The sequence below is a fragment of the Synechococcus sp. GFB01 genome, assembly GCF_001039265.1.
GTDB lineage: Bacteria > Cyanobacteriota > Cyanobacteriia > PCC-6307 > Cyanobiaceae > NIES-981.
In genome coordinates, this window is the sequence record NZ_LFEK01000047.1 from 1 (window position 1) to 14,972 (window position 14,972).

The following is a 14,972-nucleotide window of genomic DNA, read 5'->3' on the forward strand; positions in this document are numbered from 1 at the left end:
CCTCGACGGGCGTGCTGGCAACCCTCAGCCGCGCGAGCGCGATGTGCTGCGGCTCCGCTACGGCCTCGACGACGGCCGCATGAAGACGCTCGAGGAGATCGGCCAGATCTTCGATGTGACCCGCGAGCGCATCCGCCAGATCGAGGCCAAGGCGCTGCGCAAGCTGCGCCACCCCAACCGCAACGGAGTGCTGAAGGAATACATCAAGTGAGCCTGATCGCCCTGCGGGGCCTCCGCACGGCGCCGGTGCTCACGGAAGCCGAGCGTCTTGCTCTGCGGGCCGAGCTGCTGCCACGGCTCGAAGCCTGTGACTGGTTCACCGTGGGTGTGATGGCTCCATCGGCCCAGCTAGCCGTGGAGTGTCTGCGACAGCTGGAGGCGGCCCTGGGCTGGGATCCGCTCGAGCTCGATCCGGCCGGAGAGGCGCTTGCCGCCATCGAGGGGCCGGTCTTCCTGAAGGCCAATCAGACCTCGCGCCGCTTCCTGGTGCGGCGCGAGGCGGGGCTGGGCGAAGGTCTGCTGATCACCGGCCACAGCCCCGCCGATCCCGAGGCCGAGGACACGTGGGGGCCGCTGCCCCTGGATTTCTTCGGCCCCTAATCTGGGCGGCTGTGATCTGCCGCTGATGGCCAATCCCCTGCGTATCGCCTCCCGCCGCAGCCAGCTGGCCATGGTCCAGACCCACTGGGTTCGCGATGAGCTCGCCAGGGCCCATCCCGGCCTGGAGATCAGCATCGAGGCGATGGCCACCCAGGGCGACAAGATCCTCGATGTGGCCCTGGCCAAGATCGGTGACAAGGGCCTGTTCACCAAGGAGCTGGAGGCCCAGATGCTGGTGGATCGGGCCGACATCGCCGTCCACAGCCTCAAGGACCTGCCCACCAACCTGCCTGAGGGGCTGATGCTCGGCTGCATCACCGAGCGGGAGGATCCCGCCGACGNCCTGGTGGTGCACGAGAAGCACCGGGACAAGACCCTCGCCACCCTGCCGGAGGGCTCGGTGGTGGGCACCAGCTCCCTGCGTCGCCTGGCACAGCTGCGCCATCACTTCCCCCAGCTCACGTTCAAGGACGTGCGCGGCAACGTGATCACCCGGCTGGAGAAGCTCGATGCCGGCGAGTTCGACTGTCTGATCCTGGCCGCTGCAGGTCTGGGGCGCCTCGGTCTCGGCGATCGCATCCACGAGCTGATCGATCCGGCGATCTCCCTCCATGCCGTGGGCCAGGGAGCGCTCGGAATCGAATGCCGCAGCGGCGACACCGCGGTCTTGGAGCAGATCAAGGTGCTCGAGCACATCCCCACCGCTCGCCGCTGCCTCGCCGAGCGGGCCTTCCTCCGCGAGCTGGAGGGTGGTTGCCAGGTGCCGATCGGTGTCAACAGCCGCTTCGAGGGCGATGCTGAGAGCGCGGAGCTGGTGCTCACCGGCATGGTGGCCAGCCTCGATGGGATGCGCCTGATCCGTGACGAGGTTCGTGGCTCCCAGACGGATCCGGAGGCGATCGGGATCGACCTGGCCCACAGGCTGCGGCAGCAGGGTGCCGGCGCCATCCTGGAGGAGATCTTTGCCAGCGTCCGACCCGAAGCCTGAAGCGGGCGACGGCACCGATCCCGGCAGCCTTCCCTTTCAGTGGAGTCTGCTGGCCTGGGCGGCGCTCGTGGGCACCCTCACGGGCCTGGCCGTGGTGGCCTTCCATGAGCTGCTCGGCTTCATCAACAACGGACTCTTCGGGCCGGTGGTGGAGCTGCTGTTCCAGGTGGGTCAGGCCGGTGCTCCCGAACCGCCCGGGCCGGCGCTGCCGCCGCTGCCTCCTGACAGTGGCACGCCGCTCAAGGCCTTGCTGCAGGTGGGCCTGGGCGGTCTCGGCTTTCTGCCCCCACCGCCGGCCGCGCCTGAGCCCCCGCCGCTGCCCAGCTCTGCGCTGCCGGACTGGTTGAGCCTCTGGCCGGTGGTTGTGGTGCCCATCCTCGGCGGGCTGGCGGTGGGGCTGCTGCGCCGCTTCGGCGGCGACATCGGCCCAGGCCTGCCGAGCCTGATGGCGATGGCTGATGGTGCGGCTGAACCCACCCCCAGCTGCCATTGCGCCGGCTGCTGGCCGCCTCGCTCAGCCTCGGCAGCGGGGCCTCCCTGGGGCCCGAGGGTCCCAGCGTGGAGAGCGGCGGCAACATCGGTCTCTGGGTCGCCCTGCGCGGCGCTCTTCCACCCCAGAGCCAGAAGGCGCTGGTGGCGGCCGGCGTGGCCGCCGGGCTGGCTGCGGGTTTCAAGGCCCCGATCGCCGGCGTGTTCTTCGCCTTCGAGGGCAGCTTCAGCGCCATCCAGGGTCGACCCAGTCTGCGGGCGGTGCTGGTGGCCGCGGTGGCCTCCAGCCTGGTCACGCAGCTGGTGCTCGGCGATGCGCCGATCCTGCGGCTGCCGGCCTACGAGGTGCGTTCGCCGCTGGAGCTGCCGCTTTATCTGGGTTTGGGACTGCTGGCCAGTGGCATGTCCTGGCTGCTGGTCAGCCTGCTGGCCCTGGGACGCAGCGATCGTCTGCAGCGCTGGCTGGCCCTGCTGCCGCCCGGTCTGCCCACGGCCCTCGGCGGTCTGGCGGTGGGGCTNGATGGCGCTGGGGTTCCCGCAGGTTCTGGGTGTGGGCTACGACACCATCGAAGCGCTGCTGGGCAGCGATGGCGGCATCCCCCTGCTCACCCTGCTGTTGCTGCTGGGGATGAAGCTGCTGGCCACCACCGTGAGCAACGCCACCGGCTTCGTGGGAGGTGGTTTTGCGCCCTCCCTGGTGCTCGGAGCGGTGCTGGGCAACTGCTACGGGCAGTTGCTCGGAGCGGGCGGACTGCATCTGCCGATCGCGGAGCCGCCGGCCTACGCCATGGTGGGCATGGCGGCGGTGCTGGCCGGCAGCGCCAGGGCTCCTCTCACCGCCCTGCTGCTGCTGTTCGAACTCACCCGCGACATCCGGATCGTCCTGCCGCTGATGGCCGCCGCCGGACTGAGCGCGGCCCTGGTCGAGCGCTGGCAGGGCATCAGCGATCCGGGCCTGCTCGGCCCCGATCCCGCGGAGGAGCATCGCCGTCGCCAGCTGGCCGCAGTGGCGGTGCAGGAGGCCTTCGAGCCGGAGGCTCCGCTGGTGCTGCCCGCGGATCTGCCGGCAATCGAGGCGTTGCGGCAACTGGTGGAGGCCCATGGGCACTGCCTGCTGGTGGCCGATCGCGGCTGGGTGATCGGTCTGGTGACCCTGCCTGATCTGCAGCGGGTGCTGAGCGGACACCAGCATGAAGCCCGACCCCTGTCGCTGATCGACTGCCGCCGCGGCGACCTTGTGTGGCTTCCGGCTTCAGCCCATCTGGCCCAGCTCGAGGATCAGCTCACGCCCAACGGTCTGCGGCAGGTCCCCGTGTTCGATCTGCCGGCCGGCAGCACGGTGGCGCTGCCCCATGGCCTCCCGGGCAGCGGATTGCCGCTGGCGAAACTGTGCGGTGTGGCCAGCCGGGACGGCATGGCGCGTGCCCTGGCCCGACGACTGGGAGACTTCAGGCAGACTGCGGCTGACCAGGGTTGAACCGCCCGCTCCCCAGGGCCTCGGCCACGGGATCGACGGCGGCCAGGCGCCTGAGGATTCGCTCCCGATCGAGCTCCGACAGTTCGCCATCCTGGCCCCACTTGAGAGCCGTGCTGCTGGCCACGCAGGGTAGCGGCTCGAGCTGGCCACCTTGCTCCGCCGGTGCAGCGATGGTGGGGTGGGGCTGGAACGACATCGGCTCAGGAAAGCGGCAACACCGTACGAATCGGATCGCTGTTCATCCAACCCTTTCGGGCTGATTTCCAGATTCTCTTCGGATCGCTCGCGGCGTTCAGCGCTGCACGATCACCGGCGTGCCCACGTCCACGAGTTCGAACAGCTTGCGGACATGGGGAGTGAGCATGCGCACACAGCCGTTGGAGACGGCTGCTCGGGAGGTGACGGTCCAGGCCCAAGCATCGGGAGTGCCATGGATGCCGAACTGGTTGGGCCCGCTGTGCTTGAACCCGATCCAGCGGTCCCCGAGGGGAGCCTGCGGCCCGATCTTCTGGACCACCTTGCCGCTCTTGGTGCTCTGGTAGATCGGGTTGATCACCTTGTTCTTCACCTGGAAGCGGCCGGTGGGAGTGGGGGTGTTGGGATCGCCGATCGCCACCGGCCAGGTGTGCAGCACCTGGCCGTTCTCCCGCAGGCTGATCTGCCGCTTGCCCAGTTCCAGCAGGATGTCGCGGGTGCTGGAGATCGCCGCTGTAGCAGGAGCAGTCCCCAGGGCAGCGGGAGCGGTGGCGGCTCCGGCCACCGTCGCACTGGATTCAGCCAGGCTGGCCGGAACGGTGGCCAGCTGCCCGGCCAGCACCAGCAAGGAGGAGCAAGACGAGAGGAATGGGCGGACCATGGCGGTGCTGCGTCAGTTGACCAACTTGGGATCGATCTGGCTGTTGTAGCGCGATTCGCACTGCTTGACGATCGTCACGGCTTCGGTGGCGTCGAAGAAGCCGTTCACCCGGCAGGTGCCGGGCTTCTTGAGGTCCTTGTAGTGCTCCCAGTAGTACTGGGTCTCCTTCTGCCAGTGATCGCCGAGCTGGGTGTAGCTGGTGATGTGATCCATGCGCTTGTCGTCNGCCAGCACGGCGATCACCTTGTCGTCGACCTCGCCACCATCGTCGAACTTCATGATGCCGATGATGCGGGCCTCCACCACCGAGCCCGGCACCAGCGGCTCGGTCACTCCCACGATCTCGATGTCGAGCGGGTCGCCGTCCTCGTCCCATGTGCGGGGGATGCAGCCGTAGGCGAAGGGATAGGCCAGGGAGGAATAGCCCACCCGATCGAGCTTGAGGTGACCGGTTTCGGTGATCAGCTCGTACTTGTTGATCGTGTTGCTGTTGAGCTCCACGATGGAGTTCAGCCGCAGCTCGGCCTCATCGGCGAAGGCCGGCAGCACGTGCAGCAGGTTGAGCATCGTGCGGCTGGGGGCGTGGTCGATGTTCGCCATACGGGAGGGGGTGGCTGCGGGCCGCATCCTATGCAGTGGGCCGGGAGCAGCTGAGCAGGGCCTCCAGCTTGCGGCTCAGGTAGGCCAGGAAGGGTGCGGCCGACAGGGGCCGACCGCTCACCAGGGCCACCAGCTCCTCGCCGTTCACCGAGCGGCCGAGGGCCAGACCCGCCGGGCCAGCCACTCGCGCAGGCGCGTCTCCTCCCCGGCGGCGATGGCGGCATCGATGGCACCCTCGCCGCCCAGGTCGCTCTCCATCGCCTCGCCCAGCTGGGCACTGATCAGGTGGCCCAGGGCGTAGCTGGGGAAGTAGCCGAACAACCCCTCGGCCCAGTGGATGTCCTGCAGGCAGCCGAGCGCATCGTTCGGCGGCCGGATGCCGAGCAGTTCGCCGCTGAGCCGGTTCCAGTGCTGCGGCAGCTCCTCCACCGGCAACTGCTGCTCCAGCAGAGCCAGCTCCAGCTCGAAGCGCAGCACGATGTGCAGGGCATAACTCAGCTCGTCGGTCTCCACCCGGATCAGGCCCGGCCGGAGCGGATTGAGGCTCGCCAGAAACCGGCGGCGCCGCCCCAGGGATCAGCCCCCGCACCCTCGCAGACGTGCGGATGCCAGCGCTCCGCAAAGGCGCGGCTGCGGGCCACGCGGCACTCCCAGAACAGCGACTGGGATTCATGCACCCCCATCGAGGTGGCCTCGCCGAGCGGCCAGGGGAAGAAGTGGTCATCGCTGCGGGGCAGGCCCTGCTCGTACAGCGAGTGCCCCCACTCGTGAGCGGTGGCGAGGAAGGCCGAGAGCGGCTGTCCCGGCACCACCCGGGTGGTGATGCGGAAGTCGCCGGGGCCGAGGGTGCACGAGAAGGGGTGGGCCGAGCGGGAGCGCTGGCAGCGGAACGGGTCGTATCCCCAGCTCTCGAGCAGATCGGCGCAGAGGCGCTCCTGGAGCGCTTCGGGCAGGTCGGTGGACGTTGGATCCCCGGGTGGAGGCGCGGCGGCGGCTCTCTCCAGCAGGGCGGGGATCTCGGCCCTCAGGGGGGCGAACAGCTCCTCGAGCCGGACCTTGCTGATTTCGGGCTCGAACGGCTGGGCCAGGATCTCCCAGGGGCTGCGCTGCACCGGTTCGGCCGCCGCCAGCTGGCTGGCCTGTTCGCGCCGCAGGGTGATCAGCTCCGCCAGGGCCGGTGCGAATGCCTTGAAGTCGTTGCGGGCGCGGGCCTCCTGCCAGACGGCATTGCCGCGGGACTGGGCCATCGCCAGCTGGGAGACCAGGGCTGGATCCAGGCAGCGCTGGCGCTCCAGTTCCAGCCGCAGCAGCTGTAGATTGCGGCGTTGAGCGGTCNNNGGGGTCTCNGGGCGTCAGTTCGGCTTCCGCCGCCGCCACCAGCTCCGCATAGGCCNNGGGCTGCTCTGCCGCTCGTGCAGCTGGGCCGCCAGCAGGGCCAGCTGTTCGCCCCGCCANGCCGCCCCGGCGGCAGGCATCACCGTGTTCTGGTCGTAGTAGAGGGCGCTGCTGATCGCACCCAGCAGCCGGGTCTGATGCAGGTGCCGATGCAGGCGCTCGAGGGCTGAGCCCGCTGGAGCCATGGCCATGGGGTGCGCAACCGATGGTTCTCCTTCCATCCCAGCAGCCCGCGCCGCTCTCCGGTGAGCTGAACGAGGGGCTTCGCTCTCCTCGACGGCGCCAGGGAGCGTTCATCATGGGCGGCTCACCAGCCCGATCGCCCCTACCGCTCCGATCCCATAAGGTGGGTGCGCTTCCGGGATCGCTGCCTTCAGGGATGCTGCGCAGGATCCTTCAGGAACTGGCCGAAGCCGCGCCGCTGGCTCTGCTGGTGGGTGCCGTGATCGGCGGGGCCATGGTGAGCCTCGTGACTGGCACGCTCGGTCAGAGCACCAACGAGAGCCTTGAAGCTCTCGCGCTGGGATCCCTGCAGGTGGTCACCCCCGTGGGGGTCAGCCTGATCTGGATCTGTCGTTGTGCACCCCTGCGACTGGCTGAAGGTGTCCGCCGCCAGCTGCGCCAGCCGCCCCAGCGTGCCAGGGTCTCCCGGCCGTGGACCCCGAGCCTGGAGGAGATGATCGTTGCGGCATGCAGCGCGATGCTGCTGGTTCCCTGGTTCGAAGGGGGTCTTCTGATCGGCGGCCTGCTGCTCACCCCGCGGGCTGAGCTCGGACTCGCCAGCGAGCTCCAGCAACTCATCCCCCTGATGCGAGCCTCAGACCTGCTTCAATGCGTCCTGCGAGCCGCGGTGTTCACGGCTGCAGCCCAGGCGGTCTGTCTCCGCAAGGCTGCCCAGGTGAAGAACTCCGAGGTCGAGCTTGCCGCGCTGCTGGCCGACGCGCTGCCCGAGTGCCTGCTGGTGGTCATGGGGCTTGAGGTCATCTGGCTGACCCTGCTCGTTCCCCTGCATGGCGCCTACTGATGAGCTTCGACGACAGCCAGAGCGATCCGACCCACAGCAGGGCGATGTCGATGCCGGTCAGCCGCCTCGGGTTGCTGTTCCTGGCTGGATCCCTGCTGCTGGCCGGCTGGGTGGCTTCAAACCTGCTTCAGGAGCACTGGCACTGGCGCAACAGCTCCGTTGTTCAGTTCCGCACCCGCAATGCCGCGGGGATCTGGCCTGGCGTGAACGTCACGCTCTCCGGCTACCGGATCGGCAAGGTGGAGACGGTGAACCTGGCCCGTGATGGCCTGGTGGATGTGAGGCTGCGGATCGCGTCCCGCTACCGCTCCCTGGTTGGGCCGCGCAGCCGGGCCACGGCTGCTCAGGAGGGTCTGATCGGCGAAACCGTGGTCGCGCTGACGCCTGATCTCACCGCCCCGGGGGGTCGGTCGCCTGCCGGAGATCTGCCGATCGCCTTTCAACCATCCAGCACTCCTGCCGAGTTGCTCAGTGATCTGGCCCAGACCCGCCTGAAGCTCGATCGCACGCTGCAGGCTATCGCTGCGGTGGTGGAGAAGGACCTGCCTCTGCTGGCCCGCCAGGCCAACGGCACCCTGGTGGATGTCCGTCAACTGGCGGGGAACCTGGACCGGGAGTCGGGCAGCACAGCGGCGGTGACCCGCGACACGCTGAGGCTGTACCAGCAGACCGGCCGGGAGGTGGGCACGGCCTCCGCCGAAGCCACGCAGGTGATGAAGAGCGCCTCGCCGGTGATGGTGGAAACCCTGCAGCAGATCCGTGCCGCATCCGCCAACACCAATCGACTGCTCAAGGCTCTGGCGGGCACGCTCCTATTCGACATTCCCCACCAGGACAAGGATTCGGGTTCGGCCACCACCACGCCACCCACACCCACCGAACCCACCGTGCCGAGCGGGCCACCAACGACTGAGCGGCAGGCACCTGGGCTGTGATGCCGGGCGGATCAACGCATGATGAACATTGCTGGCCGATCGCGGCTGCCGCGATCAGGGTTGAGGCCATGATCGGCTGACCCGATGGTCTCATCACAGCGAACGACGGTGCGACGACTGCTGGTGGGGGCCCTCCTCGCCCTGGGACTGGGCGCAGCGCCCAGCGCCGCCCTGGCTGAGACCTCGATCGAGCGGGCCGCCCGCAGCGGCGAGCTGTCGCTGGGGGTGCACGGTGACTTCCCGCCCTATGTGAGCGGCGCTGGTGGGGTTCTGGAGGGCTACGTCATCGATGTGTCGGGGCTCATCGCCGAGGAGGTGAGCGGTTATCTCGGCAAGCCCGTGAAGGTGGTCGCCGAGTCGGCCGACGATCAGAACCGTTTGTTCCAGCGGGTTCACGACGGCGCCATCGATCTGATGTGCGGCGCCAGTTCACCTGGGAGCGGGAGATGTTCGTCGACTTCTCGATCCCCTTTGCGCTCTCGGGCATCCGGCTGCTGACCTCCGACGCCGCGATCGACGGCAGTCCCCAGTCCCTCAAGGGCAAGCGGATCGGTGTGATGGCCAGCAGCCTGGGGGAGGCCACGATCAAGGCGCTCCAGCCCGCAGCGCGGCTGGTGCCCCAGACGAACCTGGAAGCTGGTATCACGGCTCTGCGTGGTGGGCGGATCGATGCCCTGGCCGGGGACACGGTGCTGCTCGCCAACGCTGCCCTCTCCCGGGGATTCACCCGCACGTCCCTGGTGCCGGCCGTTGCCCTCAACCGCTATGCGGTGGGCTGCGCGATGCCGGAGAACAACTCGACGCTGCGCAACCTGGCCAATCTGGCGATCGNCAGGATGCTCCAGGGCTATGTGAATGGTGTCCCCCGCTACCGCCAGCTGGTGAACCGCTGGCTGGGCCCGACCAGCAGCATCGGTCTGCCGGAAGAGGCGATCTCCATCTATTTCCAGAGCGTGCTGCTCAATCACGAGAGCATCGCTGTTCCGCCTCGGCCCTGATCGTCCCCCCGATGCGCTTGGTCGCTCCGGGTTCAACGGTTTGCCATCTCGTCTTGCCATCTCGTCGTCAGTTCCTCGCTCTCACTCGCATGCTCACCACACCCCGAGCCTCGCTGTTGTTCCTGCTGCTGGTGTTCCACGCCCTCATCCCTGCGGCGGCGGTTCAGGCCGATGAGGGGCCGCCGATGGAGGTCGAGGCACGACTGGATCGCATCAGCCAGGCCCTTCTGGAGAGGGCTCANGGCGCCTTCGGGCCCCGATCCGGCGGCGACGGCACCCTGCTGGCTCGAGGCTTCGTGAACGGCGCCGGCGCCCGAGGCTTCGTGAATGGGGCGAACCGTGGCTTTGCCAACGCGAACACTTACTACGGCGGCAGCCGAGGCTTCGTGAACGGCGGCGGTGGCTTCGTGAACGCACGGCCCGGGGGTGGCTTCGTCAACGGCGCCCGGCCGGCTGCGGGCTTCGTGAACTGGTGAACCGGTGAACACGGCCGGCTTCGGGCCCATTCGCCTGCTGGTGATCCAGCCCACATCGCTCTGCAATCTCGATTGCAGCTACTGCTATCTGCCGGATCGGCAGCGCCGGAAGATGCTGGATCTGGAGTTGATCCGCCCGATCCTGCGGCGAGTGCTCGAGAGTCCCTTCCTCGGCGATGGATTCACACTCCTCTGGCACGCCGGTGAACCGCTCACCCGGCCCCCGTCGTTCTATGACGCAGCCAATCGCATCCTGGCCGAGGAGCTCGCCGGCCATCCCACGCTTGGGATCAACCAGGCGGTGCAGACCAACGGCACCCTGATCAACGGGGCCTGGTGCGCCTGCTTCCGCCGGCATGGCATCCACGTGGGGGTGAGCGTTGATGGGCCGGCCTTCCTCCATGATCGGGCGCGCCGCACGCGCCTTGGCCACGGCAGCCATGCCGCCACGATGCGGGGCATCGCCACCCTCCAGGAGCACGGCATTCCCTTCTCGGTGATCAGCGTGCTGACACGGCAATCGCTGCAGCATCCGGATGCGCTGATCGACTTCTATCTCGAGAACGGCATCGCGATGTGGGCTTCAACATGGAGGAGACCGAAGGGGTGAATGCCCGCTCCAGCCTCGAGGGTGACGACTGCGAGGTTCTCTACCGCCGCTTTCTCGAGCGGGTGTGGGACCGGGTAGTGGATGCAGGCGGTGCGTTGCGCATCCGGGAGTTCGACGACCTCTACGGCTTCATCTGCAGCCGCACCCGGGTCGACCATTCCGAGCTCAACCGTCCGATGGCGATCGTGAGCGTGGATCACCAGGGCAACTTCTCCACCTTCGACCCGGAACTGCTCTCGGTGGAGACCACCTACGGCCGCTTCAACCTGGGCCATGTGCACACCGATTCCCTGGCAAGCGCCTGCCACGGCCCCACCTTCCAGCGCATGTGGGAGGACATGCAGGCGGGCGTCGAGACCTGCCGCCGCAGCTGCGGCTACTTCGGGATCTGCGGCGGTGGTGCCGGCAGCAACAAATACTGGGAAACGGGCAGCTTCCGTGCCAGCGAGACCCAGGCCTGCCGCTACCGCATCAAGCACGTGGCGGATGTGGTGATGGCCAAGCTGGAGCGGGAACTGCAGCTCAGCGGTGCTGGCGCTCCGCCCGGTGGGCCGGCCTGAGAGGGGCGCCGGCACAGGGTGATCCCAGGCGGTCAGCGCACTCAGGCCTGCGGCGGCCNCTGCACAGCACCCGCCGCGCGNTCGCGGAACGCCGCCAGCGCCGTGGGCAGGGTGGGATAGAAACGCTCATGGCCGAGCCGATCCACGATCCCGCCCCGCTGGAGCAGGACGAACAGATCCCGTTTCACGCGCGCCATGGCGAAGGCGATGCCGCGACCGCGCAGTTCATCGGCCAGCTCCAGGAGCATGTCCACTGCGGTGCTGTCGAGTTCCACGATCGCTTCCGCGTTGAGCACGAACCACTCGACCGGGGTCTGTTCGGCCGCGATCGCCTGCAGGGCGCGGCGGCGGAAATCCTCGGCGTTGGCGAAACAGAGCGGTGCGTCGTAGCGGTAAAGCACCAGCCCCGGGATCGTGGTGGCACCCTCCCAGTCGGTCACATCGTGAAGCCCCGCGAGGTTGGGCACGGAGCCCATCACCGCATCGTGGGGCCGCACCAGCCTGGCGAACAGATCGATCACCGACAGCCCCACCGCCAGGCCCACCCCCACCAGGATGTCGGTCACGAGCACACCGGCGCAGGTGATCAGGGCCAGATGGAACTCGCTGCGCTTGAAGTGCCGCAGACGGCGGAACTCCGGCAGGTCGATCAGCCGCAGCGCCGCAACGATCACGATCGCCCCCAGGGCCGCCTTGGGGAACAGCGCCAGCAGCGGACGCAGGAACAGGAGCACCAGCACCAACACGCCGAGGGCCACCAGCGAAAAGAGCTGCGAGCGGCTGCCGACCGCATCACCGATGGCGGTGCGGCTGCCGCTGCTGCTCACCGGAAAGCCCTGGAACAGGCCGTTGCCGAGGTTCACCGCCCCGAGCGNCAGCAGCTCCTGGTTGGCGTCGATCCGGTAGCCGCCACGGGCGGCGAACGAGCGGGCGGTGAGCACGTTGTCGGAATAGCCCACCAGGGCGATCCCGACGGCCGAGGAGAGCAGCACCTTGAGGTTGCCGCCGCCGATGCCGCCCGGTGCGGCCAGGGAAGGCAGCCCCGCCGGGATCGGCCCGATCACGTCCACCCCGGCGCGATCGAGATGGAACACCCCCACCACCGCGGTGGCGAGCAGCACCGCCAGGAGCGGGCCGGGCGCCTGCGGGAAACGGTGCTGGATCCAGAAGAGAAACAGCAGCACCACACCCGCCAGCACTGCGGTGGGCAGATGGATCTCGCCGCGATGCCGCAGCAGCTCGAGCAGCTGGCCGCTGAGCGATTCGGCCTCGAGGGGGAAGCCGATGATCTTGCCCAGCTGGCCGCTGATCATGATCACCGCCACACCGGCCATGTAGCCCACCAGAACCGGCTTCGAGAGCAGATCGGCCAGAAAGCCCAGCCGAGCCCAGGCCCCCAGGCAGCACACCGCTCCCACCAGAAGCGCCAGGGTGCTGGCGAGACCGGCGTAGAGGGCGGCATCACCAGCGGCCATCGGTCCCACCGCCGCGGCCGTCATCACGGCGGTGGTGGATTCCGGCCCCACCGAGAGCTGCGGCGAGGAGCCCAGCAGGGCGTAGAGGAGCAGGGGCGGCAGGATCGCCCAGAGACCGCTGATCGGAGCCATCCCCGCCAGTTCGGCGTAGGCCATGCACTGGGGGATGAGATAGGCCGCCACCGTGATGCCGGCGAGCAGGTCGCCCCGCAGCCAGTCGCTCCGGTAGGCCAACAGTCGGATTAGGCCCGGCAGCGGGGCTGGGCTCAGCCCGGCGCTGGGGTCGGATTCCTCGGCCTGCCGGGCCTTGGTTGCCTCTGCCATCGCCCGTCTCCTCAGTTGCTCAGGATCGCACCGACCTCATGAACTGCTGCAGCTGCCGGCTTTCCAGCTCCAGCACGCGGCGGGCAAAGTCCGGATCCCGATCGAGGATCGCATCGAAGGCATGCACCGGCACCGCCAGCATCCTGGTGCCGTCATGGTCGGCCACGATCGTGTTCTCGCTGGTGCTGTGGGTGAGCACCTCGAGCTCATCGAGCACCTGGCCGGCTCGCAGCGGATCGCGGCGGTCCTGGTCGTCGCCGTAGCGCACCGAGGCCTCTCCCTCGATCAGCAGCAGCAGTTCCCGGCAGGTATCCCCGGCTTCGGTGATCAGCTCGCCGGCGGCGAACCGGCGCAGCTCGGCGGCCTCGGCCAGGGCGTCGAGGGTGAGGTTGTGGGTGCCGTGGAAGAAGTCGCTACTGGCCAGGAACACCCGCTTCTCCAGTTCAGGGATGTCGGCCAGCCTCACCGCCGCGGTCCCGTCGCCATCGCGTGCCTGGGGCTGCAGCCGCTCGGCCGTGGCGCGCAGCAGGGGCGCCGCATCCACACCGCAGGCATCACGGGCCAGGGCCTGGCCTCGCTGTGGGTCCAGCCGGGCGATGAGCAGCAGGGCGCCGGCCTGAACCAGCGGATTGGGATCCTGCACGAGCGTTTCGAGATGGTGCAGGGTCTCGGCCGGCGTGCCCGCCGTTCGAGCCGCAGGGCGGTCGACGTTGCCGGGGGCAAGCTGATCGAGGAGCCGTGGCTCCAGGCGAGTCGTCCAGGACTCCCTCGCGAGCAGGTCGCTGAGGATCTCCGGTTCCAGGCGCCGCAGCCGCGCCGCCAGCTCAACCGGGGCGGATTCCGCCCCCAGGGCGGTGAACGCAGCGAGGATCGCCCCCATGTTCAGCTCGCAGCGGCCGCGCAGTGTGTCGGCCAACAGGCGCCTCAGTTCGGGTTCCAGCGGCAACTCGGGCTGCTGCACGACCCTGTAGGCGTTGCACAGCGCCGGCAGGCGATCCAGCAGAGCCTCGGCCCTGTGGGCGGCGCCGGCGGTGGGCGAGAGACCGCCGAGCAGCATCGTCTCCTCGGCGTCGGAGACGGAGAACTCTCGGCGCAGCGACTGCATCGCCTCGGGATCGGCCTGCCGGCGCTGGAGCAGCATCAGCCGCTCCAGCGCCTTGCGGTAGCCGCTCAGCCGGATCTGATCCTCGAGGCTGCGCCGCCTGTCCGGATCCAGCAGCGAGGGATCCTCCACCCCCAGCTCCTCGAGCACCTGCTGGTGTTCGTCGTCGGCAACGCCGAGTTCGAGGCGCATCTGCTGGAGCACCTCCAGGCTGCTGGCCACGTTCACATAGCCCTCCTCGAGGGCTTCGCGCACCACCCCCTTGTAGGCCTCCAGCCGCTTCTCGCGGGTGAAGCCCGGCAGCACCTTGGCCAGCACGTACACCTCGTGGGTGCTCAGCTCGGCGATGGAGCGGCCGTCGAGGAAGCGGGCCACGTCGAGATCCAGCCGCTCGAGCTGACGGCGGAAGCGGCTGGCCAGGTTCTCGCGGCTGTAGAGCTCGGGGCTGCGCCGCCAGGCGTGATAGAGCCAGAGGGTGCTGGCGGCCACCAGGCTCACATCGAAGAGGTACTGAACCCAGGCCGGCAGCAGCAGCAGCAGCGGGCGGCCGGCGAACAGGAAGAAGACGTTGAAGACCAGGAAGGTGGCGACCACGAAGACGCGGTGGCGGATCAGGGTTGCCGCCACCGGCAGGCCTTGGCGCCGCTGCCGGCGGCGCCACCAGGCCTCGATCCCCCGACCCAGCCACACCCCCAGGGCGGTGAACAGGCCCAGCACCAGCGGCACCGCCACAAGCTTCGGGATCGCGACCGGCCGACCGAAGAGGTAGAGCCCCGGATCCAGCAGCTGCGACAGCTGATCGTTCTGACGGGCCCAGGCTCCGGAGAAGTAGTAGGCCCAGTTGCCGGCATACAGGTAGTAGTAGAGGAAGTAGCCCACCAYCCCGTAAAGGGAGAGGAGTTGAACATCAAACCGCTTCGAGCAGGCTGTCGATATCGCTCATCTCGACGATGCTCTCGCTGTCGACATCCTCGACGATGCGCTTGATCATCGGGACCAGCACCTTGCCGCCAGTTCGATGAAGTGATCGACGCCTGCGTCGCGCATCGCGATCACCGATTCC

At 68.6% G+C, this 14,972-nt stretch carries 15 protein-coding genes and 3 pseudogenes; 11 read left to right on the forward strand and 7 right to left on the reverse strand.

Annotated elements, in window-relative coordinates; translation table 11 throughout:
• The 5 genes and pseudogenes from SYNGFB01_RS07170 to SYNGFB01_RS16010 all read left to right on the forward strand — a co-directional run.
• A partial coding sequence (locus SYNGFB01_RS07170; protein ID WP_048017515.1) for a sigma factor-like helix-turn-helix DNA-binding protein occupies positions 1-211 on the forward strand: 211 nt, incomplete at its 5' end.
• Positions 208-600, forward strand: a complete 393-nt coding sequence (locus SYNGFB01_RS07175) for a DUF1824 family protein (RefSeq protein WP_048017516.1) — start codon at positions 208-210, stop codon at positions 598-600. The genes SYNGFB01_RS07170 and SYNGFB01_RS07175, both read left to right, overlap by 4 nt.
• Before the next feature lie 25 nt (positions 601-625).
• Positions 626-1,588, forward strand: a complete 963-nt coding sequence (gene hemC / locus SYNGFB01_RS07180; protein ID WP_048017517.1) for a hydroxymethylbilane synthase — start codon at positions 626-628, stop codon at positions 1,586-1,588.
• A 489-nt stretch (positions 1,589-2,077) separates the two neighbouring features.
• A pseudogene (locus SYNGFB01_RS15880) lies at positions 2,078-2,530 on the forward strand (chloride channel protein); the annotation flags it as partial.
• Positions 2,531-2,597: 67 nt separating this feature from the next.
• Entirely contained in the window at positions 2,598-3,554 is a 957-nt protein-coding gene (locus tag SYNGFB01_RS16010; protein ID WP_304413514.1) for a chloride channel protein, read from the forward strand.
• On the opposite strand, the gene SYNGFB01_RS14890 is transcribed toward SYNGFB01_RS16010, so the two are convergent.
• From SYNGFB01_RS14890 to SYNGFB01_RS07205, 5 genes and pseudogenes are all read right to left on the reverse strand, one after another.
• On the reverse strand, positions 3,526-3,750 hold the full coding sequence (locus SYNGFB01_RS14890; RefSeq protein ID WP_048017518.1) for a hypothetical protein: 225 nt from the start codon (positions 3,748-3,750) through the stop codon (positions 3,526-3,528). The two genes, SYNGFB01_RS16010 and SYNGFB01_RS14890, sit on opposite strands and share 29 nt — an antisense overlap.
• Before the next feature lie 96 nt (positions 3,751-3,846).
• Positions 3,847-4,371 (reverse strand): L,D-transpeptidase, encoded by a 525-nt coding sequence (locus SYNGFB01_RS07195; protein ID WP_369795509.1) that lies wholly within the window; start codon positions 4,369-4,371, stop codon positions 3,847-3,849.
• Positions 4,372-4,422: 51 nt separating this feature from the next.
• Complete coding sequence (locus tag SYNGFB01_RS07200) at positions 4,423-5,010, reverse strand: inorganic diphosphatase (RefSeq protein ID WP_048017519.1); 588 nt, start codon at positions 5,008-5,010, stop codon at positions 4,423-4,425.
• Between the two features lie 144 nt (positions 5,011-5,154).
• The gene (locus tag SYNGFB01_RS16345; RefSeq protein ID WP_369795508.1) at positions 5,155-5,523 is read right to left on the reverse strand and encodes a hypothetical protein; all 369 of its coding nucleotides are present in this window, start codon (positions 5,521-5,523) and stop codon (positions 5,155-5,157) included.
• A gap of 5 nt (positions 5,524-5,528) precedes the next feature.
• A pseudogene (locus tag SYNGFB01_RS07205) lies at positions 5,529-6,626 on the reverse strand (hypothetical protein).
• Positions 6,627-6,784: 158 nt separating this feature from the next.
• Here SYNGFB01_RS07205 and SYNGFB01_RS07210 point away from each other — a divergent pair.
• The 6 genes and pseudogenes from SYNGFB01_RS07210 (at position 6,785) to grrM (ending at position 11,008) form a co-directional block, all read left to right on the forward strand.
• Positions 6,785-7,429, forward strand: coding sequence for a hypothetical protein (locus SYNGFB01_RS07210; RefSeq protein WP_048017520.1), 645 nt, complete (start codon positions 6,785-6,787; stop codon positions 7,427-7,429).
• The gene (locus SYNGFB01_RS07215; protein WP_048017521.1) at positions 7,429-8,364 is read left to right on the forward strand and encodes an MlaD family protein; all 936 of its coding nucleotides are present in this window, start codon (positions 7,429-7,431) and stop codon (positions 8,362-8,364) included. Before SYNGFB01_RS07210 ends, SYNGFB01_RS07215 begins: the two co-directional genes overlap by 1 nt.
• Before the next feature lie 108 nt (positions 8,365-8,472).
• Entirely contained in the window at positions 8,473-8,862 is a 390-nt protein-coding gene (locus SYNGFB01_RS14220; protein WP_152669571.1) for a hypothetical protein, read from the forward strand.
• Positions 8,811-9,362, forward strand: coding sequence for an extracellular substrate binding-like orphan protein GrrP (gene grrP / locus SYNGFB01_RS13745; protein WP_152669572.1), 552 nt, complete (start codon positions 8,811-8,813; stop codon positions 9,360-9,362). Before SYNGFB01_RS14220 ends, grrP begins: the two co-directional genes overlap by 52 nt.
• A gap of 89 nt (positions 9,363-9,451) precedes the next feature.
• Entirely contained in the window at positions 9,452-9,838 is a 387-nt protein-coding gene (gene grrA / locus SYNGFB01_RS12505; RefSeq protein WP_053068382.1) for a GrrA/OscA1 family cyclophane-containing rSAM-modified RiPP, read from the forward strand.
• Between the two features lie 4 nt (positions 9,839-9,842).
• Positions 9,843-11,008: pseudogene (gene grrM, locus SYNGFB01_RS07230) on the forward strand (cyclophane-forming radical SAM/SPASM peptide maturase GrrM/OscB).
• 41 nt (positions 11,009-11,049) lie between these two features.
• Here grrM and SYNGFB01_RS07235 read toward each other — a convergent pair.
• Positions 11,050-12,807: a SulP family inorganic anion transporter gene (locus SYNGFB01_RS07235; RefSeq protein ID WP_048017522.1), complete on the reverse strand. Its 1,758-nt coding sequence runs from the start codon at positions 12,805-12,807 to the stop codon at positions 11,050-11,052.
• 19 nt (positions 12,808-12,826) lie between these two features.
• Positions 12,827-14,788 carry a cyclic nucleotide-binding domain-containing protein gene (locus SYNGFB01_RS07240; protein WP_053068383.1) on the reverse strand — a complete coding sequence of 654 codons (1,962 nt, stop codon included), beginning with the start codon at positions 14,786-14,788 and terminating at the stop codon, positions 12,827-12,829.
• Positions 14,789-14,972 lie beyond the last annotated feature (184 nt).